The organism is uncultured Porphyromonas sp. (genome assembly GCF_938046015.1).
GTDB lineage: Bacteria > Bacteroidota > Bacteroidia > Bacteroidales > Porphyromonadaceae > Porphyromonas.
In genome coordinates this window covers 47,777-67,760 of record NZ_CALIXW010000038.1, presented here as the reverse complement: position 1 = coordinate 67,760, position 19,984 = coordinate 47,777, and the positions used below count along the sequence as shown (strand labels likewise).

The 19,984-nt window shown below is 60.9% G+C and carries 11 protein-coding genes and 1 other RNA gene; 8 read left to right on the top strand and 4 right to left on the bottom strand.

Going from position 1 to position 19,984, the window contains the following annotated elements:
• Positions 1 to 6: 6 nt before the first annotated feature.
• The 4 genes from rpe to Q0248_RS05055 form a co-directional block, all read right to left on the bottom strand.
• The gene (gene rpe, locus Q0248_RS05070; RefSeq protein ID WP_299320439.1) at positions 7 to 684 is read right to left on the bottom strand and encodes a ribulose-phosphate 3-epimerase; all 678 of its coding nucleotides are present in this window, start codon (positions 682 to 684) and stop codon (positions 7 to 9) included.
• On the bottom strand, positions 681 to 824 hold the full coding sequence (locus Q0248_RS05065) for a hypothetical protein (RefSeq protein ID WP_299320437.1): 144 nt from the start codon (positions 822 to 824) through the stop codon (positions 681 to 683). The genes rpe and Q0248_RS05065 overlap by 4 nt, the downstream gene beginning before the upstream one ends.
• A gap of 125 nt (positions 825 to 949) precedes the next feature.
• Positions 950 to 1,927 carry an SPFH domain-containing protein gene (locus tag Q0248_RS05060; protein WP_299320434.1) on the bottom strand — a complete coding sequence of 326 codons (978 nt, stop codon included), beginning with the start codon at positions 1,925 to 1,927 and terminating at the stop codon, positions 950 to 952.
• Between the two features lie 55 nt (positions 1,928 to 1,982).
• Positions 1,983 to 2,438 carry an NfeD family protein gene (locus Q0248_RS05055; protein ID WP_299320433.1) on the bottom strand — a complete coding sequence of 152 codons (456 nt, stop codon included), beginning with the start codon at positions 2,436 to 2,438 and terminating at the stop codon, positions 1,983 to 1,985.
• A gap of 444 nt (positions 2,439 to 2,882) precedes the next feature.
• On the opposite strand from Q0248_RS05055, the gene Q0248_RS05050 reads away from it, so the two are divergent.
• The 8 genes from Q0248_RS05050 to ssrA all read left to right on the top strand — a co-directional run bounded on the left by Q0248_RS05050 (position 2,883) and on the right by ssrA (position 19,916).
• Entirely contained in the window at positions 2,883 to 4,430 is a 1,548-nt protein-coding gene (locus Q0248_RS05050; RefSeq protein ID WP_299320431.1) for a HAMP domain-containing sensor histidine kinase, read from the top strand.
• A gap of 110 nt (positions 4,431 to 4,540) precedes the next feature.
• The gene (locus Q0248_RS05045) at positions 4,541 to 5,263 is read left to right on the top strand and encodes a response regulator transcription factor (protein ID WP_299320429.1); all 723 of its coding nucleotides are present in this window, start codon (positions 4,541 to 4,543) and stop codon (positions 5,261 to 5,263) included.
• Positions 5,264 to 5,409: 146 nt separating this feature from the next.
• A complete protein-coding gene (gene rnr / locus Q0248_RS05040) occupies positions 5,410 to 7,752 on the top strand; it encodes a ribonuclease R (protein ID WP_299320426.1) in 2,343 nt (780 codons plus the stop codon).
• Between the two features lie 2,099 nt (positions 7,753 to 9,851).
• Positions 9,852 to 13,058 carry a TonB-dependent receptor gene (locus tag Q0248_RS05035; RefSeq protein WP_299320423.1) on the top strand — a complete coding sequence of 1,069 codons (3,207 nt, stop codon included), beginning with the start codon at positions 9,852 to 9,854 and terminating at the stop codon, positions 13,056 to 13,058.
• Between the two features lie 32 nt (positions 13,059 to 13,090).
• Positions 13,091 to 14,989, top strand: a complete 1,899-nt coding sequence (locus Q0248_RS05030; protein ID WP_299320421.1) for a RagB/SusD family nutrient uptake outer membrane protein — start codon at positions 13,091 to 13,093, stop codon at positions 14,987 to 14,989.
• 23 nt (positions 14,990 to 15,012) lie between these two features.
• Positions 15,013 to 15,906 carry a chitobiase gene (locus tag Q0248_RS05025; protein ID WP_299320418.1) on the top strand — a complete coding sequence of 298 codons (894 nt, stop codon included), beginning with the start codon at positions 15,013 to 15,015 and terminating at the stop codon, positions 15,904 to 15,906.
• A gap of 212 nt (positions 15,907 to 16,118) precedes the next feature.
• Entirely contained in the window at positions 16,119 to 18,968 is a 2,850-nt protein-coding gene (locus Q0248_RS05020; RefSeq protein ID WP_299320416.1) for a M60 family metallopeptidase, read from the top strand.
• Positions 18,969 to 19,507: 539 nt separating this feature from the next.
• Positions 19,508 to 19,916: a transfer-messenger RNA gene (gene ssrA / locus Q0248_RS05015) on the top strand.
• Positions 19,917 to 19,984: the final 68 nt, after the last annotated feature.

Genomic DNA, 19,984 nt, shown 5'->3' with positions numbered 1-19,984 from the left:
ACGCTGCTACTTCGTCTGAGGCGCCAGTACCTTGAGGCTGTGGATGGCTGCGCGTGGATCCTCATGGGCGAAGACGTAGCTGCCAGCTACGAGGGCGTCGGCTCCAGCGGCGACGAGCTCGGCGCCCGTCTTGGCATTGACCCCGCCGTCGACCTCGATGAGGGTGCTTAGCCCACGCTCGTCGATCATGCGACGGAGGCGGCGCACCTTGTCCACGGTCTGCGGGATGAAGCGCTGCCCGCCGAAGCCGGGGTTGACGCTCATCAGCAGTACCATGTCTAGCTCACCGAGCACGTCGCCGAGCAGCTCTACAGGGGTATGCGGGTTGAGCGTCACGGCGGCCTTCATCCCCGCGTCACGGATGGCGCCGAGGGAGCGGTGTAGGTGGGGGCTGACCTCGTAGTGGACGTTCATCGTGTCCACGCCGAGGGCGGCGAGCTCACGGACGAACTTCATCGGCTCGACGATCATCAGATGTACGTCCAGTGGCTTGCGGATGTGCGGACGGATCGCCTCGAGGATGGGGAAGCCAAAGGAGATGTTGGGGACGAAGACGCCATCCATCACGTCGATGTGTAGCCAGTCGGCCTCGCTATCATTGATGAGCTCGACGGCCTTGTCTAGGTGGAGGAAGTCCGCCGCCAGCAGCGAGGGGGCTATGATGGGGGAGTGAAGCTGGCTCATGCGCTAATGGGGATTAAGGTGGAGGCCAAGAGGCGTAGGCGGCGTAGGCCCTCCTGATGACGGGGCTGGCTGCGCTCGAAGGCGGTGCGGGCGATGAGTTCTAGCTTGTCTTGGTCGTTGAGGATGTAGCTTTGTTCCATAAGCAGGGGCGCGGTAGGTGGTTAATAAAGGGAAGGGATGGAGCAGCTAGCACGAGGCTGCAGCTCCATCCCTATAACGGCTCATAGCGGCGCTCTAGTGTGAGACGATCGAGGCCGCGAGCGGTCTACTTGAGGAGGTCCTTGATCCCTCCCAGGGAGGAGAGGATGCCGGAGGCCTCGTAGGGGAGGTAGACGGTCTTGTTGTTCTGACCCGAGGTCATTTCCTTGAGCGTCTCCAGATAGTGTACGGCGATGAGGTACTGCGAGGGGTTGGCCCCCGAGCCCTCTACGGCGGCAGCGATCTTGCGGATGGCCTCGGCCTCAGCCTCGGCCGTCAGCAGCTTCGCCTCGGCCTCTGCCTTGGCGTGCAGCACCTGGGCCTGGCGCTCCCCTTCGGCGTGGTTGATGGCCTGCTGCATACGTCCCTCGGACTCGCGGATGGTGGCCTCCTTCTGCCCCTCAGCGTTGAGGATCTGGGCGCGCTTGTCACGCTCGGCACGCATCTGCTTCTCCATGGCATCACGGATCTCGCGGGGCGGGTCGATGTCCTGGAGCTCTACGCGGTTGACCTTGACCCCCCACTTGTTGGTGGCCTCGTCGAGGATAGCGCGGAGCTTGTTGTTGATGGTGTCACGGCTGGTGAGGGTCTCGTCGAGGTCCATCTCCCCGATGATGTTACGCAGGCTCGTCTGCGTGAGCTTCTCGATCGCGTCCGGGAGATTCTGGATCTCATACATGGCACGCATGGGGTCGACGATCTGGAAGTAGAGGATCGCGTTGATCTCGGTGACGACGTTGTCCTTGGTGATGACGCTCTGGCGGGGGAAGTCGTAGACGGTCTCACGCAGGTCGATGTTGGTGATCTCGGTGAAGCGTACCAGCGTCTGCCCATTGCCTGCGGGGATAGTGTAGCGCCAGCGCATGGGGCGGGGACGGTCGATGAAGGGGATGATGATGTTGACCCCTGAGTTGAGGGTACGGTAGTATTTGCCGAGGCGCTCGACGATGACGGTCTGCGACTGCTGCACGATGCAGAGCCCCTTGAAGATGGTGTAGATGACCAGCAGCGCTAGGGCGATGGGGATGATCAGTTCGATAGGCATAGGCGTGTATAGGGTTTAAAATGTAGGGACAAGGGTACGTGCGCGTGGGGGGAGGCTACTTGGAGAGGGGCTCGACGATGAGGACGACGCTCTGATAGCCCGTGATGCGCACCTCGCGCCCAGGCTCTAGCGCTTCACCGCCCTCGGAGACAGCGCGCCACACGTCGCCATCGACAGCGACGCGACCACCTTGATCGCCCGGCTCGATACGCTCACGGACGAAGACACGGCGCCCAATGAGGGCATCCATCCCCGTCTTGGCATCGTGCGAACGGAACCAGCGGCACATCAGCGGCTGCAGTAGCCACAGCGCTACGAGACTCCCGACGCAGAAGCAGATGACCTGTACCAGCCAGCTCCAGCCGAAGAGCGCTGCGGGGATAGCCAGCAGGGCTCCCATCCCGAAGCAAGCCAACACGAAGCCGGGCGTCACGATCTCAAGGGCGAAGAGGAAGAAGGCTGCGATCAGCCACAGCTGCCACACGGGGAGCTGTGCAAGGGTATCCATCATAGTCGTATCGTAGGCATAGGTTGATAACTCAGGCAAAGCTAAGCATTCAGCCGCAATAAAGCAAGAGCCGAGCGGTAGCCCTCGCCCAGCGCTCCGACTGATATCCCTCAGCTCGCTCACTGACGTCCCTCACGGCGCTTACTGACGTCCCTCAGCGAGCTGACTGATATCCTTCACGGAGCCTCCCCTATACCCGCGCTGCGCTGAGGCTTAGCTGTCCTTGCTGTGCGCTGAGGTAGGGGAGACGGTGGGGGACTTGGGAGGCCTCCGCACGCCCCTGTGTCGCACCTCCCTTGAGGCCTTGTCGCGGGAGAGGTAAGCGGGGGCTCGGAGGCGCCTGAGGCAAGGATTTTAGGTAGGGTCGCGATAAATCTCTACCTTTGCCAACGATAATTCGCCTAACGACATAGCAACTGCGGCAGCGTACCGCCACCCCGCCTCCCGATGAAGAAGAAGGTTATTTGGGTCATTGTCCTAGCCTTGATCTCCGCCTATAGTCTCCTTACCTGGGTGCAGTATCAGTACTACGACAGAGTCCTGGGGCTGCGGCAGGAGGGTATGCGTCGGCAGATGAAGGAGGCGCTGGCCGAGGTGGCCGACGAGCTCCAGGTGCGCGAACTGGTACGCTACCTCAATAAGGGAGTAGGGGAGGAGAACGGCTACTTCACCGACGTGGAGTTCCACAAGAGCAAGGTCGCCCGCCTGGATATCTGGCGGCGCAGCAAGCAGGATACGCTGGCTGTGCAGCGCGCCCTCGACTCGGATCAGGTGCTCCTGCAGATGAAGAACAAGGATAGGCAGGGCGGGCGCAATACCCGTGTGGACTTCCGTCCCTCTGACAAGCTGCTCTACGCCTACTTCGCTCGGCTGCACTCCCTCGACCGCTATATCCTCAAGTACATCTACGACGTCAACACCGTCGACAGCATCCCGCAGCTGGTCAATATCCGTCTGCTCAAGAGCTTGATCCGAGAGCGCTTCGATGATAAGGACCTAGAGGGACCCTTCATCCTCTCGCTCTATGACGGCCGTGGGCAGCTGATCTACGAGTATCATCCCGAGGAGATGCGCAGGGGCAACTGGAAGGAGGTGACGACCGTCAAGCAGCATCTCTTCGTCCCTGCCGACGGCACCGAGTCGGGCCGCCCCTATATGACGGTGTCGCTCGACCTAGCGCCGACGCGGGCTGAGGTCCTTAGTCTGGCGCTGCCGGGGCTGGTCTCGACGATCCTCGTCCTGTTCCTGGGCTTCTCCGCGCTGGCCTTCCTGCTCCGTGACATCAACTTCTCGGAGCAGCGCACCAGCTTCATTAACAACATGACCCACGAGCTGAAGACGCCCATCAGCTCGATCATCCTAGCTAATAAGCTCCTCGGCGAGCAGGCTTCCCCAGCGGTGACGACACCCAAGCAGCGGCAGCTGATGGGGATCGTCTCGACCGAGGCGCAGCGCCTCAAGTTCCTCATCGACCGTGTGCTGCAGTTCTCCCTCCTGGAGGGGCGGGCAGGCAGCTTCACCCTCGAGCCGCTGGACGTCAACGAGCTGCTGCTACCCGTGGCGGAGATCTACACCTTCCACGCGCAGCAGAAGGGAGGCGACCTCTCCCTCGATCTGGAGGCCAGCGAGACCTGGGTACGCGCTAGCCAGGTACACCTGCAGAATGTCTTCTTCAACCTCCTGGACAATGCCGTCAAGTACAGCCGCCCCGACGTGGCGCTGCAGCTGACCATACGCACGGCCGACGAGGGCGACCATATCCGCATCACCATTGAGGACAATGGGCTGGGGATAGAGCGCAAGTATCTGAAGAAGATCTTCGAGCGTTTCTACCGCATCACCTCGGGCAAGCAGCACAACGTACGCGGCTTCGGCCTAGGGCTGGCCTACGTCAGCTCGGTCATCCGTCAGTGCGGCGGGCGCATACAGCCCGAGAGTGTCGTGGGCGTAGGGACGAAGATGGTCATCCTACTGCCTACGGTCAAGGAGGGCTAAGGCCCCCAGCGTCGCTAGCCTGGCTCAACACTAGGGCTAAGGTGCGGCGCAGTCACCATTGATAATTATCTAAGTACACCAAGCTACTGTATCTCTAACTGTATCTCTATATGAACGAGTCTATCCGGATACTGCTCTGCGAGGATGAGGAGAACCTAGGCCTGATCCTCGAGGAGCTGCTGACAAGCAAGAAGTTTGTCGTCGATCGTTGCATGGACGGCGTCGCAGGCTGGGAGGCCTTCAAGAGCCGTCGCTACGACCTCTGCCTGCTGGATATCATGATGCCCAAGCGTGACGGCCTCACGCTGGCCAAGGACATCCGCAGCGTATCGCAGGATGTACCCATCATCTTCCTGACCGCACTAGGGATGCGGGAGAACGTCCTCGAGGGCTTCCGCTCGGGGGCGGATGACTATATCGCCAAGCCCTTCAGCATGGAGGAGCTGCTGCTGCGTGTCGAGGCGGTCCTACGCCGCAGCCGCAGTGAGAGCACGCGTGCCATGCAGCACGAGTACCACCTAGGGCGCTATACCTTCAATGTCACGAGCCAGACGCTAGAGATCGGGGAGACCAAGCGCAAGCTCACGACCAAGGAGTGCGAGCTGCTGACGCTGCTCTGTCAGTTCGCTAATCAGACGCTGGAGCGCAGCCATGCCCTCAGCGTCATCTGGGGCGTGTCTGACCCTGGGGCTGGGGACTTCACCCAGCGCAGCATGGACGTCTACGTCACCAAGCTCCGCCGCATGCTCGAGGAGGATGAGCGCGTGGAGATCAAGAACGTCCATGGCAAGGGCTACAAGCTGGTCCTGCCCCCCGAGGAGAGCGTCCTCTAGCGGCTGCCCTCCGCATCCCTCTAGGCTAGCCCTCGTGGGCTACGAGTCCCGCGAGGCCGCAGCTAGCCCCTAGCTGCGGCCTCGCCGCTACTCATCAGACAGATACACCTCACCCCCTCCCCACCCTTCACTACATATATATAATGATGAGTAAGAATAAGAAGATCGCCAGGCCGAAGCATGCCCAGCAGAGCAGCGGCCACGCACACCATATCACCAAGAAGGAAGTACAGCGCATCACCCGCCTTCTCCTCGAGGAGCAGGAGGAGCAAGTACTCTCCTACAAGCAGGTATGCTATGCCTTTGGTAAGACTACCATGGCGCAGAAGCGTACCATCTACCATGCCCTACAGGAGCTGGCCGAGGCAGGCGAGCTGCAGGAGCTCGAGCCCGGGCGCTTCGTCCGTGCGGGGCAGCAGACGGGCCTGAGGCTGGAGGGGCGCTTCGACTACCGCGCGGGGCGTCCGAGCTTCGTCCCCGATGATCCCGAGCTGGAGCCCATAGCCCTCGACGAACGGGGGCTCTCGACGGCGCTGCACGGCGACCGCGTCGTCCTCAGCTGCCACCGCACCCGCCGCGGGCAGCTCAAGGGGGCGCGCATCTCCGAGATCCTCGAGCGGGCGCAGGCGACCTATGTCGGTACGCTGCAGCAGTCGCGAGGCTTCACCTTCTTCGTCTCGCCCAATCGCGAGCTGCGTCAGGACGTCTTCATCCCCGAGGCTAAGCTCAAGGGCGCTACCGCCCGCGACAAGGTGCTCGTACAGGTCACGGACTGGGAGCCCCGAGCCAAGAACCCCAAGGGCATCGTCCTCGATGTCCTCGGGGAGGCGGGGGCCAACGATACCGAGATGCACGCCATCCTGGCCGAGTTCGGCCTGCCCTACCGCTACCCCGAGGAGGTGGAGCGTGCCGCCGAGGAGCTGACCGACGAGATCAGTGCCGAGGAGCTGAAGCAGCGCGAGGACTTCCGCGGGGTGCTGACCTGCACCATCGACCCGCGCGATGCCAAGGACTTCGACGATGCCCTTTCCTTCCGCCGCCTGCCTAATGGGCGCTATGAGGTGGGCGTGCATATCGCCGATGTCAGCCACTACGTCCCCGAGGGCAGCCTCATCGACGAGGAGGCCTACCGCCGTGCCACCAGCATCTACCTCGTGGACCGCACCATCCCCATGCTCCCCGAGCGCCTGAGCAACTACCTCTGCTCGCTGCGCCCCGACGAGGACAAGTACGCCTATAGCTGCGTCTTCGAGCTCGATGCTGAGGCGCGCCTCCACGGCGCGCGTATCACGCGCAGCGTCATCCGTAGCCAGCGCCGCTTCACCTACGAGGAGGCGCAGGAGATCATCGAGAGCGGGCAGGGCGACCATGCGGAGGCTGTCCTCACGCTGCACCGCCTGGCGCAGCAGCTGCGTGCTCGGCGCTTCGAGCGCGGCAGCATTGCCTTTGACCGCCCTGAGGTACGCTTCGAGCTCGATGCCGAGGGCCGTCCCCTAGAGGTCATCATCAAGGAGAGCAAGCCCGCGCACCAGCTCATCGAGGAGTTCATGCTGCTGGCCAATCGCACCGTGGCCGAGCGTATCGCCGACGCTACGCGCCGCGACATCCAGCCGCCGCTCCGTCTCGAGGGCAAGTCGCCGACCTTCGTCTACCGCGTCCACGAGGCACCCGATGAGGAGAAGCTGCATAGTCTGGCCGACTTCGTCCGCCCCTTCGGCTACCAGCTGCGCTGGCAGGGTGGGGGTGAGGCCGTGGCTAAGAGCCTCAACGAGCTCCTCGCCGCCATCAAGGGGCGCCCCGAGGAGGCGATGATCTCCATGCTCGCCATCCGCTCTATGGCCAAGGCACGCTATACGACGACGCACATCGGGCACTACGGCCTCGGCTTCGAGAGCTATACGCACTTCACCTCGCCCATACGCCGCTATCCCGACCTCATGGTGCACCGCCTCTTGACGCGCTACCTCATCGAGGGCAAGCGCAGTGCCGACCTTGGCCGTACCGAGGAGCGCTGCGATCACTCCTCCGAGATGGAGACGCTGGCGGCCAATGCCGAGCGCGCCTCGATCAAGTACAAGCAGGTCGAGTACATGATTCCCCGCCTCGGGCAGCAGTTCTGGGGCATCGTCACGGGGCTAGCCGACTGGGGCATCTATGTCGAGCTGGAGGAGAACAAGTGCGAGGGGCTCATCCCCGCGCGTGAGCTGACGGATGACTACTACGAGTACGACGAAGCTAACTACTGCCTCGTGGGGCGCCATACGGGGCGCCGCTACCGCCTCGGCGATCGCCTCGAGGTGACGGTAGCGCAGGCCAATCTCGAGCGCAAGCAGCTGGACTTCGTCCTCGCAGGGGCGGAGGACGAGGCGCCGCGTAGCGGGATGTATGCCCGTGCCAAGGGCGGCAGCCGCTCGGGCGGCAAGGGCAAGGACAAAGGCGCCCGCAGCCACAAGTCCCCCAGCAAGGGGCGTGGCCGCCGTCCGCGCTAGCCGCACATCAGTGCGGCCTAGGCCGCTCAGATACCTCTTAGATTCACAGGGGGAAGGGCTCGAGCCCTTCCCCCTGTGGCTTTTATGAAGCCTAGGCCTCAGTGGGGCGAGCCTTCCCGCAAGCCAGAGAGGCGAAGGAGGCGGCATAGGATATATCAAGGGTCGCCCCTGTATATTTGGGGGGCTTGACCCAGGGTTTGGTCGCCCTTGCAGGGCTACGCACCCTGGGCTTTGTAGGGATCGCCCCTATAGGGGCTTATCCTTCCCGCTGAAGCAAGGCCGCAGTACGCTCGGCCGATGCGGCTATCCTTTTTGAGGAAGCCTAGGCCTCAGTGGGGCGAGCCTTCCCGCAAGCCAGAGAGGTGCAGGAGGCGGCATAGGATATACCAAGGGTCGCCCCTGTAGGGCTCTGTGTTGTTTGCTGTGGCTTACCCAGGGTTTGGTCGCCCTTGCAGGGCTACGCACCCTGGGCTTTGTAGGGGTCGCCCCTATAGGGGCTTGCTTGGCCGTTGGGGTAAGTCCGAGGCTGCAATCCCGAACGGCATGTAGGGTCGCCCCTGTAGGGCTCTGTATTCGGGCGCAATGCCCTGCGGGGGGTGACCCACAGCACGGCCCTTTTCCACAGCGCGGCCCTTTTATCCCGTGTAGTGCGGGGTGAGGTATTATGCCCCGATAGTCGAGCTCCTTGGCTAGTTGCCTGGCGGCGGGGTAAGCCCCAGCGGGGCGACCTTTTTCAAAGCCCAGGGTGCGTAGCCCTGCAAGGGCGACCTTTTTCAAAGCCCAGGGTGCGTAGCCCTGCAAGGGCGACCAAACCCTGGGTAGGAGATTGTGCCCGAATACAGAGCCCTACAGGGGCGACCCTACATGCAGTTGTGGTACTGAAGGATAGTTCTCAGCGTCCTGACTGATATCCCTCAGCCTCGGGCGACTTATCCTCGGGGCTGCGGCGAGCATGGAGCTGCTGCGTCGCCCCTATAGGGGCTTGCTCGGCCGTTGGGGTAAGTCCGGGGCTGCAATCCCGAACTGCATGTAGGGTCGCCCCTGTAGGGCTCTGTATTCGGGTGCAATGCCCTGCGGGGGGGTGACCCACAGTACGGCCCTTTTCCACAGCGCGGCCCTTTTATCCCGTGTAGTGCGGGGTGAGGTATTATGCCCCGATAGTCGAGCTCCTTGGCTAGTTGCCTGGCGGCGGGGTAAGCCCCAGCGGGGCGACCCTTTTCAAAGCCCAGGGTGCGTAGCCCTGCAAGGGCGACCAAACCCTGGGTAGGAGATTGCGCCCGAATACAGAGCCCTACAGGGGCGACCCTACATACAGTTGCGGTGCTGAGGGATAGCTCTCAGCGTCCTGACTGCTATCCCTCGCGGCGCTGACGGACGTCCCTCAGCCTGCTGACTGCTATCCCTAAGCCTCGGGGGCTGATTCCTCGGGGCTGCGGCGAGCGTGGCGCTGCTGCGTCGGCCCTTGGGTCGGGGGCTGCTCCGCGGCCTCCCTAGGACCAGCCCTTGACCCTCGGCGAGGAGCTGGCGGGGAGACTCTAGGAGGGCGGGAAGTAGGGAAAAGCGAGCCCAAAAATGCTTCGGCGGAGGGGGCGAGCTCGATCGGGACGGCTCTGAGGGGCCTCGGGAGGGTCGTTTTCATAAAATGAAGAGAAAATTCAGAAGCTAGGGAGACTTTCGTTTTTTCAAAGAATTTAACTTCCCCCGCCGTGGGGACTGGCGCACCCGCATAAGCCCTTTTTCGTTGCCCTGACCTAGTGCCTAGCCTCGGTGCTAGGGCCTCCCAAGTACGTTCTCATCGGCTGGCCGCACCCCGAGATCCCAGGGGGCCTAGCCCGCCGCACGAGGGGCAGCGCGCTGGGATCCCAGTGGGGGTAAAGTGGTTAATAAGTGTAAAGGTATTTAATAACAAATTTAGGAAAGAAATTTCCTTAGTTTCAGCGTCTTACCACCCCTAGGTTTCGCTAAAAAATTACCTATATTTGCCCTGTGGATGAGCTCCCTCCAGAGGCGCTGCCCTCGGGCTCGGGATCGTCTCCCAAATAAGGACAATAAACGTAACGTGTATAAGAAGCACTAACTACCACTTAACAAGAACACCTATGGGAAGCAACTACGCCCACAAGGAAACGAGCAGACGCGGCATCAGCCGTGTGCTCTGTCTCATGGTAGGACTCTCGCTGCCGATGCTCATCGGCGCTGGCGTCACACCGCTCCAGGCTGCAGAGACTAATACCACAGCCCAAGCACCAGGCCCTAAACAGACCAAGAAAATCGTCGGGGTCGTCTCAGACTCCAAGACGGGAGAGCCCATCATCGGGGCTGCCGTACGCCTCAAGGGCGCCAACCAGGGGGTAATCACCGACATCGAAGGGCACTTCGAGATCCAGGCCGCACCTGGCGATCAGCTCTTCGTCTCCTCGGTAGGCTATACCTCCAAGACCATCCGTGTCGAGAAGACGACCATCCTCTCCATCACCCTCTCCGAGGACGCCAAGACGCTGCAGAACGTCGTCGTCACCGCCTTCGGTACGGGGCAGAAGAAGGAGTCCGTCACGGGGTCGATCCAGACGGTACGCCCTATGGAGCTCAAGATCCCCTCGGCTAACCTCTCCAATGCCTTCGCCGGACGTCTGGCGGGGGTCATCGCCTACCAGCGTAGTGGGGAGCCTGGCTCCAACGGCTCTGACTTCTTCATCCGTGGGGTCGCCTCGATGAACTCGCAGGCGCCACTTATCGTCCTCGACGGGGTAGAGATCAGCCGCGCTGACCTCAACGCCCTCGACCCCGAGGTCATCGAAAGCTTCTCCGTCCTCAAGGATGCTACCGCCTCTGCCATGTACGGTACGCGTGGGGCTAACGGGGTGCTCATCATCAAGACCAAGAGTGGTGCCGACCTCGACCGCCCCGTCATCGGTGTGCGTATCGAGAACTACATCAACATGCCCGTCCAGCTGCCCAAGCTCGCCAACGCCGAGACCTATATGCGTCTCTACAACGAGGCTGTGACGAACCAGGGCACGGGCTCGCTGCTCTACAGCGAGGACCGCATCCGCAAGACGCTCTCCGGGGAGGACCGCTACCTCTATCCTAATGTAGACTGGTACAAGGAGCTCTTCAACGACGTCACCTACAACCAGCGTGCGAACTTCAACGTACGTGGGGGGACAAGCAAGATCACCTACTTCCTCAACGCCAACGTCAACCATGAGACGGGGATGCTGAAGGGGCGAAGCAAGGACTTCTTCTCCTACGACAACAACATTAACCTGATGAAGTACGCCTTCCAGAATAATGTTGACTTCCACCTCTCGCCCTCGGCGACCATCGCCATGCAGCTCAACGCGCAGCTCTCCAACTTCCACGGGCCCGTCACTGCGAGCAACGGGGGTGGTAGCACCAGCGCGATCTACCAGAGCATCATGGACATCAACCCCGTCGACTTCCCCGTGATGTGGCCGCAGAACGACAGTCAGTGGGTACGCTGGGGGGGCTATCGCCTGGGCTCGAACAATGCCTGGAACCCCGTAGCTGAGGCTTCGAGCGGGTACAAGGATACCTTCGAGAGCACCGTCATCGCCAACCTGAACTACACGCAGAAGCTGGACTTCATCACCAAGGGCCTTAGCTTTAAGGGGCTTGCCTCCTTCAAGAACTGGAGCACCTCGACCACCTTCCGCCACCAGGGCTACAATATCTATCAGAACAAGAGTGATAATAAGCTCCCCGATGGAGACTACGACCTCAAGATGGCTAATGGTGGGGACCCCTCGCGTCCTGTCCTCGGTACTGGTGGGTGGTCAGATGGGGACCGTCGCTTCTACCTCCAGGCCTTCCTGAACTACGACCGTACCTTCGGTAAGCACAGTGTCGCTGGGATGCTGCTCTACAATCAGGATGAGCACGTGGTGAACAGCCCCAACTCCGACCTTATCCGCTCGCTCCCGCACCGCCGTCAGGGCTACGCTGCTCGTGTCAACTACGAGTACGATGGCCGCTATATGGTGGAGCTCAACGCCGGGATCTCGGGCTCTGAGAACTTCGCCAAGGGACACCGCTATGGCTTCTTCCCCTCCTTCTCGGCTGGGTGGAACATCAGCAACGAAGCCTTCTGGGAGCCCCTCAAGAAGGCCATCAACAACCTCAAGATCCGTGCCTCCTACGGGCTCGCAGGTAACGACAAGGCTGGGAACGAACGCTTCGTCTACCTCGATGTCGTAGATAATAGCGCCAACGACCGTCCCTACTTCCAGACGGGCTTCGATGGTCAGACCGAAGGGCGCCGCGGGCCGCTCTTCAAGCGCTTCCTCAACGAGGATATCACCTGGGAAATCGCACGCAAGCTCAATGTCGGCTTCGACATCTCGGTGCTGCGTATGCTCAACCTCACGGTGGACTTCTTCCAGGAACGTCGTACCAATGTCTTCCAGGAGAAGCAGTCCATCCCCAACTACTTCGGTACGGCTGCCTCTAAGATCTATGGGAACTTCGCTGAGGTCAAGAACTGGGGGGTCGATATGTCTGCCGAGCTGAACAAGCAGCTCTCCAAGGACCTGACGATGCAGCTGCGTGGTACCTTCACCTTCGCACGTAACCGCGTCGAGAAGTACGACGAAGCGCCTAACCTCCGTCCTACGCGTCGCCAGGTAGGCCGTAGCCTCTTCACCTACACGGGTTACGTCGCCGATGGCTACTACATCGACCAGGCCGACATCGCCCACAGCCCCAAGAGCACGCTCAATAACATCGCTGTCGCCCCTGGGGATATCAAGTACCTTGACCAGCCCGATAAGGATGGTAAGTACGACGGCATCATCGATGAGAACGACCAGGTGCCTCTCGGCTACTCCACGGTGCCTGAGATCAACTACGGTCTCGGTGGTACCTTCACCTACAAGCAGTGGGACTTCGGCTTCCACCTCCAGGGTCAGGCGCACACCTCGCTCATGATGTCGGGCTTCAGCCCCTTCGGTACGAACACCCGCCGCAACGTCCTGCAGTGGATCGCCGACAACCACTGGAGCAAGGACAACCAGAATCCCCACGCGCTCTATCCTCGTCTGACGGAGTACGACAACGACCAGAATACGAAGAACTCGACGCACTGGCTGCGTGACGCCTCCTTCCTCAAGCTCCGTAGCCTCGAGATCGGCTACCGCTTCAAGATGGCACGTGTCTACGTCAACGCCAACAACCTGCTGACGCTCTCCTCCTTCAAGCTCTGGGATCCCGAAATGGGTGGCGGTAAGGGAATGTCCTACCCGCTGCAGCGCACCTTCAACCTCGGGGTGAACTTCACCTTCAAGTAGCCTGATTACGCACCTACTTACTGAATCAAGCAATGAAAAGACTATATAAGATGGTTCTGCTGGCCAGTGCCAGCGTCCTGCTCACCAGCTCCTGCTCGAGCTACCTAGATATCGTCCCTGACGAGCGTGCTCAGGAGGATGATGTCGTCAAGGACAAGAATAAGAACTGGGACTATATGTATTCCTGCTACGCGTACCTGCCGAACCCAGCGAATACGCAGAGCCTGGACCTCCTGACGGGGGACGAGGTGATCACCGCCTTCGAGCACGAGCGCTGGGCAGCCTTCCCTAAGGGTACCTACAACTCGACCGACCCCGTGATCTCCTACTGGAATACCTTCTTCCAGGGCATCCGTCAGTGCTACATGATGCAGCGCAAGATCAACGAGATGCAGGTCGATGAGGACACCAAGAAGGACTACCGCGGTCAGATCGACTTCCTCCTGGCCTACTACCACTACCTGCTGGTACGCTGCTACGGCCCCGTCATCCTGGTCAAGAGCCTCCCCGATGTCAATACTAAGGTAGAGGACTACGCCTCCCGTACGCCCCTCGACGAGTGCGTGCAGTGGATCGCCGACAAGTTCGACGAGGCGGCCAAGAACCTCCCCGCCACGCGTGAGCAGCGCCGTGTAGGGCTCGCTACGAGCACGGCGGCTAAGGGTCTCAAGGCGCAGCTCCTCCTGCTGGCTGCTTCGCCCCTCTTCAATGGGGAGGCAGAGTTCCTCAAGGATCTGAAGAACCCCGACGGCAAGCTGCTGATGCCCCAGGCCAAGGACCCACAGAAGTGGATCAAGGCCAAGGATGCCCTCAAGGAAGCTATCGCTGCAGCTGAGGCCGCTGGCCACAGCCTCTACACCAAGACGGGGCAGTTCGTCTCGCTCAATAAGTTCCCCAAGAATGCCCAGCAGCGCACCCTGCGCTACAACATCCTTGATTGGACGGGTGAGGCTAACCCCGAGGTGATCTTCGCCGATACGCGTGGCGAAGGCTGGTACGACTTGGCAGGTAAGTCCTCGCCTAAGGGCGAAGGCGGCTCGGGCTGGAACGGCGTAGCTCCTACGTGGAACATGCTCAACCGCTTCTACACCAAGAACGGTCTGCCCTGGGACGAAGACCCTGAGTTCAAGGATCAGTCCAAGCTCGAGCTCGTCACCGTAGACGCCACTCAGAGCGAGGAGGCTATGCCCGGTAAGCAGACCATCAAGTTCAACCTCGGCCGTGAGCCCCGTTTTTATGCGTGGATCGGCTTCCAGGGTGGCTACTACGAGATCCTCAATAAGGATAAGAGTAACCCTGCCTTCCCCAAGACCTACCTGGCTAACGGCGAGGAAGGCAACGTGCTCCTTGACTTCACGAAGAATGGCAATCAGGGTCGCGGCAACCGCAACAATAACTACTCTCCTACGGGCTACCTCAATAAGAAGGGCGTCTACCCAGAGGAAGGCGTAGGTAAGGGCGGCGTAGACTTCACGCTGAAGCATCACCCATGGCCCGTCCTTCGCCTGGCGGACCTCTACCTCGCCTATGCTGAGGCCTGCGTAGAGGCTGGGGATAACGCTACGGCGCTGACCTACCTTAATAAGGTACGTGTCCGTGCAGGTATCCCTACAGCTGAGGAGTCCTGGAAGCTGGCTGGTGTGACGAGCTTCTCCCAGGCCAAGCTCCGCCAGATCGTACGCCAGGAGCGTCAGGTAGAGTTCTACCTCGAGAACCAGAACTTCTGGGATATGCGCCGCTGGCTCCAGGCTGAGAAGTACTTCGGCGTCAAGGCTCAGGGGATGAACATCCAGGCTACGACGATCGCGGACTTCGCTCACCTGACGGAGGTGCCCTTCGAGCGTGCCTTCGGTAAGCACAACTACCTCCTGCCTATCCCCGTGGCTGACGTGAACCGCAACGGCAACCTCGTCAACAACCCCGGTTACTAAGCTCAACACAACGACACCAAGCAATGAAACAGATAGCATTCGCACTCCTGGCAGGGACGCTGGCACTAGCCAGCTCCTGCAAGAAGGAGGACCTCGGACCTCGCCCCACGGACCTCGATCGCTCCACGGTGACGGCTACGCCTGCTGAGGGCTCCATCCTCCTGAACTGGCGCATCCCCGAGAACGTCAGCTACCAGTACGTCCGCGTGACCTACACCCACCCCGAGACCAAGCAGCTGGTGACCAAGCTCGCCAGCAGCTACTCCGACTCGCTGCGTGTGGACAACCTACTGGCGCGCTACGGTGAGATCCAGTTCACCCTGCAGCCCTTCACCAAGCAGGGTGCCGAGGGCACGGCCATCCAGATCGCCGCTACCGCTAAGGCTAAGCCCCGCGTAGAGCAGATCACGCCCACCAAGCTCAGCATCACCGACGCCAACGTCTTCGTCAGCCACCCCGAGGCTACCGAAGGACCTAAGGCTGGCCTTGTGGATGAGGACGACAACTCCTTCTACCACGAGAACTGGCACGCACCGCTGGCGCCCATGCCTCACTACATCGTCTACAAGCTGCCCAAGGCTGTCAAGAACTTCAGCTTCTACATGAAGGGACGGAACAATGCCGGTCGCCTCAACCCCGAGGTAATGGACATCTACGTCAGCGACAGCTTCGACGGCACCTTCGATCCCGAGGCTAATAAGGCTGTGCTCGCCAAGGAGCTCACGGAGCTCCCCTCGGGTCAGGCTGCTGCCTATACCTCGCCGAACATCCGCATGGACAAGCCCTACAACTACGTTTGGTTCAAGATCAAGAAGGTCTACAACGACCGTCTCTTCGCCGCGATCGCTACGCTCCACGTCTCCGAGCTCTCCATCAGCATCTACGATCCTGAGACGGGCAAGACGACCAACGAATAAGCATCCGCTTCGTCCCCTCTAGGGGGCATCCTCACCCTTATGCACGAGCCCAAGTCGCGCTGTCAGGCTCTCCCGACAGCTCTGCTTGGGCTCTGCTGCTCGGGGCGCCCACGTCCAGCGGACGCTGCTCCCAGCTACCGAGCCTCTAGAGCACGACAGCTAAGCCACGGGCAGCTCATCTACCCCAGATCCCACTAGCAATACAGACACGTATGAGACTAAGACAACTAAGCACGCTGCTGCTGGCTGCCTCGCTGCTGAGCCTAGCCCCCAGCTGCAAGACAGCCGACGGCCCCGGCAACAAGCCCAACGGCGGTCAGGTGACCCCAGGCCAAGGAGACACGCCTCAGGAGGTAGACTTCCAGGCGGCCGCGATGACCAAGCAGATCAGCCTAGGCGGTGCCTCCGCTACCTGGCAGGTCACCAGCACGAAGACCTGGGTCAAGGCCACCCAGATCGGCCAGACCCTCAAGATCGACGTAGAGGCCAATGACGACGCCGAGGTGCGTGAGGCCGAGCTGCGCCTCACCAGCTCCGCGGGCAAGCGCAACATCAAGATCCGCCAGCTCGGGCAGGCCCCCGCTATCCTCGTGGACAAGTCGGTCATCAATCAGGTGCCCGCTGTGGGCGGTGGCATCACCTTCGAGATCACGACCAACGTCAAGGTTGAGGTCAAGCTCCCCGACTGGATCAAGAGCCCAGCTCGTGCTATGCGCCGCGAGACGCATAACTACGTAGTGCAGCCCAACACGACGGGCAAGGAGCGCATGGCCAATATCGAGATCATCCAGACGGGCGTAGCTAAGGACCCCGTCAAGCTCCTCGTTGCGGTCCAGCAGCTCGGCACGAACAACTACATCCCTGGCAGCACGGACCAGCTGCCCGAGGATGAGCAGATCAAGGTCGTCAGCGGTACGGCCAGCTCCGTCCAGCCTGGCTCGGGCATCGAGCTCAGCTTCGACGGCGACCTCTCGACGATCTATCACTCCGCCTGGGCCAACGGTGGGTCGAACTACTTCCCCATCACGCTGACCTACAACTTTGCTGAGGCTGCCGAGGTCGACTACCTCGTCTACTACCCCCGCCAGCAGGGCTACAACGGCTACTTCTCGGAGGGCGAGATCCAGAGCTCGGAGGATGGCACGACCTTCACCAAGCTGATGGACTTCGACTTCCGCGCCAGCAGCACCGCTACGCGTGTCGTCCTGCCCAAGCGCACCAAGGCTAAGAGCTTCCGCTTCATCGTCCGCAAGGGCCACGGGGACGGGCAGGGCTTCGCCAGCTGCGCCGAGATGCAGTTCTTCCGCCGCTCCACCAAGGCCTTCGACTACACGACCATCTTCGCCGACGAGGTCTGCAGCGAGCTCAAGCCCTCGGTGACGGACGAGCAGATCGCGCAGATCAGTGACCCCTTCTTCCGCAACCTAGCCTTCTACCTCAAGCAGGGTAAGTATAATAAGGAGTTCCGCGTGGCGGACTTCAAGCCCTGGCTGCTCCCCACGGTCGTCTCGGGCCCCAACAAGACCAACCCCTATTCGCTGCTCGACAACCCCACGGGGATCGCGGTAGAGAAGGGGCAGGACCTCATCGTCTTCGTCGGGGATCTCCATCAGATGGATGCCCGCCTGAGCCTGAGAGTGCAGAACCTCGACAAGCCCGGCGGTGACGGCTTCAACGACCCTGTGGTCTACCCTCTCTCTCGCGGGATGAACCGTATCAAGATGCAGAAGACGGGCCTTGCCTACGTCCTCTACCATGCCAGCGATGTCGCTTCGCTCAAGCGCTTCAAGCCCGTGCGTATCCACTTCGCCACCGGTACGGTCAATGGCTACTACGACTCGCAGGATCCCAAGCTCAAGGATCGCTGGCACGAGCTCATCAACAAGGCGCCCAATAAGCACTTCGACGTCCTCGGTAAGTACTGCCACCTCACCTTCGAGACGCAGGCCTTCCGCCAGTATACCCCTCAGGGCCGTGACATCACCAATACCTACGACAGCATCGTCTACAACGAGTGGGTACTGCATGGTCTGGTGAAGTACAAGCGTGAGCCGCAGAATCGTATGTACCTGCACGTCATGTACCATGCCTTCATGTACGCGACCTGGTACCACACGGCCTACGTCAACAGCACGCAGCAGGATATCCTCAACCCCGACAAGATGCGTAATCCCGCTTCGCAGGGTGCTGCCTGGGGGCCCTCCCACGAGATCGGGCACATGAACCAGACGCGCCCCGGCCTGCTCTGGGCAGGGATGACGGAGGTCACGGTCAATATCCCCTCCGAGTACATCACGACCTACGTCTTCGGCCAGCCCTCGCGTCTGCAGGTCGAGAAGCTCGAGCTGGGCAACAACCGCTATACGAAGGGCTTCAATAATATCTTCGTCGGCAATGTGCCCTTCTACCGCGCTGGGGACGTCTTCGTGAACCTCATCCCCTTCTGGCAGCTGGAGCTCTACTTCGGTAAGGCCCTCGGGCGCACGCCGCGCAAGCAGGCTGATGGCGTCTCGGGCTTCTACCCTGACCTCTATCAGTACTTCCGCGAGCACGATTCGCCCAGTACGGTCGGCGAGCAGCAGACGGAGTTTGCCTTCGCTGCCTCCAAGGTAGGAGGCGTGGACCTCACCCGCTTCTTCGAGCGCTGGGGCTTCTTCCACACCGTGGACAATGGCGACATCGACGACTACGGCAAGTCGAAGATCAACATCACGGCAGCCCGCGTGGCCAGCGTCAAGAGCCGGATCAAGGCCCTTAACCTCAAGCCGCTGGATGTTGCCCTCGAGTACATCACCGACCACAACGCCTACCTCTACGCGCAGAAGCCCGCTATCGTGGCAGGTGCTGCGGCCAAGGTCTCGGGCCGTACGGTGACCATCACGGGCTGGAAGCATGTCGTGGCCTTCGAGATCTACGACGGTACCAAGCTCGTCTATGCAGCTGATGCGACCCATCCTGCCGAGGGTGGTGCGGTCTTCACGATGGACTCCGATTGGAAGGCCAGCTACAGCATCAAGGCCGTCTCCGCTGGTAACGATCGTGTAGACGTGCCCAAGCAGTAAGCACTCTTTATCCTAGGCGAAGGCAGAGGCCTTCGTCTAGGCCACTCAAAAGCGGCGCCCAGCCCTACCGATCCCGAGCGGACGGTGGGGCTGGGCGCCGCGCTTGTTTATAGCCGAGCTTTGATGGGCTGCGTCCCGTGCTGGGGCTAGCTGAGGGTGAAGCTCCGTGAGCTGGCCGCCCTTAGCCCAAGCCGCCCCGAGCGAAGGGGACAAACTGCTGCCGTGAGGTGACGACCAAGGGGGCAGTGCACCTGAGGGATATTCCTCAGCGCCCTCATGGATACCCCTCACGCCGCTGACTGACGTCCCTCAGTGTGTTGACTGATATCCCTCAGGAGCCCTCCCCCGTACCCCACGGCGCACGGCTGTCCTTGTCCGAGCTCAGCTGGGACCTAAGGCGGAGGGCTTTGCATGGTCTTCTCTTCGGAGGAGAGGACTAGGGGAGTGCCGCGGGGTTCCTTAGCCGTCCGCACTGGTGCGTCGCGCCTCGCCGTGCTGCGATGTCCTTAATTTGTCCTACCTTTGCAGTAGCTAATCACGGGGATGTCTTGGCTTTGACAGCATGACGAAGTGATGTGTAAGCATGTAGTGCGCTCTCCTGTCAGCACTATAATCTCGATGAGAGAACCTTTTTAACTGGCGAAAATAACTACGCTCTCGCTGCGTAACCGAAGAACAGTAGGTTTACTGCTTAATCACGACTAAGATTGTCGTGACGAGACATCACCCAGGTAGCCCTTTGCCCCGAGGCGACTTGATACGGTGGTGCCGGAAAATCGGAGCTCGCTCTGCGACTGCCCTTGGCGCAGAGTCAGATTTAGAGGGCTAAGGTGCAGCTTTGGTGGCCTCTGCCGCTTGCTGTGCCCGACAATTGATCAGAGGCTAAACATGTAGAAAGCAGATTAGTTCCATGTTTGGACCGGGGTTCGACTCCCCGCATCTCCACAGGCTAAACGAAGCGGAGGCGAGCTAGATCATCTAGCTCGCCTCCGCTTCCTTCGTATAATGCTGCCTCG

Excerpts from the sequence above, each read along its gene's own strand:
- rnr (WP_299320426.1), top strand. The coding sequence starts at position 5,410 with ATGAGTAAGAATAAGAAGATCGCCAGGCCGAAGCATGCCCAGCAGAGC.
- Q0248_RS05055 (WP_299320433.1), bottom strand. The coding sequence starts at position 2,438 with ATGATGGATACCCTTGCACAGCTCCCCGTGTGGCAGCTGTGGCTGATC.
- Q0248_RS05060 (WP_299320434.1), bottom strand. The coding sequence starts at position 1,927 with ATGCCTATCGAACTGATCATCCCCATCGCCCTAGCGCTGCTGGTCATC.
- Q0248_RS05035 (WP_299320423.1), top strand. The coding sequence starts at position 9,852 with ATGGGAAGCAACTACGCCCACAAGGAAACGAGCAGACGCGGCATCAGC.
- Q0248_RS05030 (WP_299320421.1), top strand. The coding sequence starts at position 13,091 with ATGAAAAGACTATATAAGATGGTTCTGCTGGCCAGTGCCAGCGTCCTG.
- rpe (WP_299320439.1), bottom strand. The coding sequence starts at position 684 with ATGAGCCAGCTTCACTCCCCCATCATAGCCCCCTCGCTGCTGGCGGCG.
- Q0248_RS05025 (WP_299320418.1), top strand. The coding sequence starts at position 15,013 with ATGAAACAGATAGCATTCGCACTCCTGGCAGGGACGCTGGCACTAGCC.
- Q0248_RS05065 (WP_299320437.1), bottom strand. The coding sequence starts at position 824 with ATGGAACAAAGCTACATCCTCAACGACCAAGACAAGCTAGAACTCATC.
- Q0248_RS05020 (WP_299320416.1), top strand. The coding sequence starts at position 16,119 with ATGAGACTAAGACAACTAAGCACGCTGCTGCTGGCTGCCTCGCTGCTG.
- Q0248_RS05050 (WP_299320431.1), top strand. The coding sequence starts at position 2,883 with ATGAAGAAGAAGGTTATTTGGGTCATTGTCCTAGCCTTGATCTCCGCC.
- Q0248_RS05045 (WP_299320429.1), top strand. The coding sequence starts at position 4,541 with ATGAACGAGTCTATCCGGATACTGCTCTGCGAGGATGAGGAGAACCTA.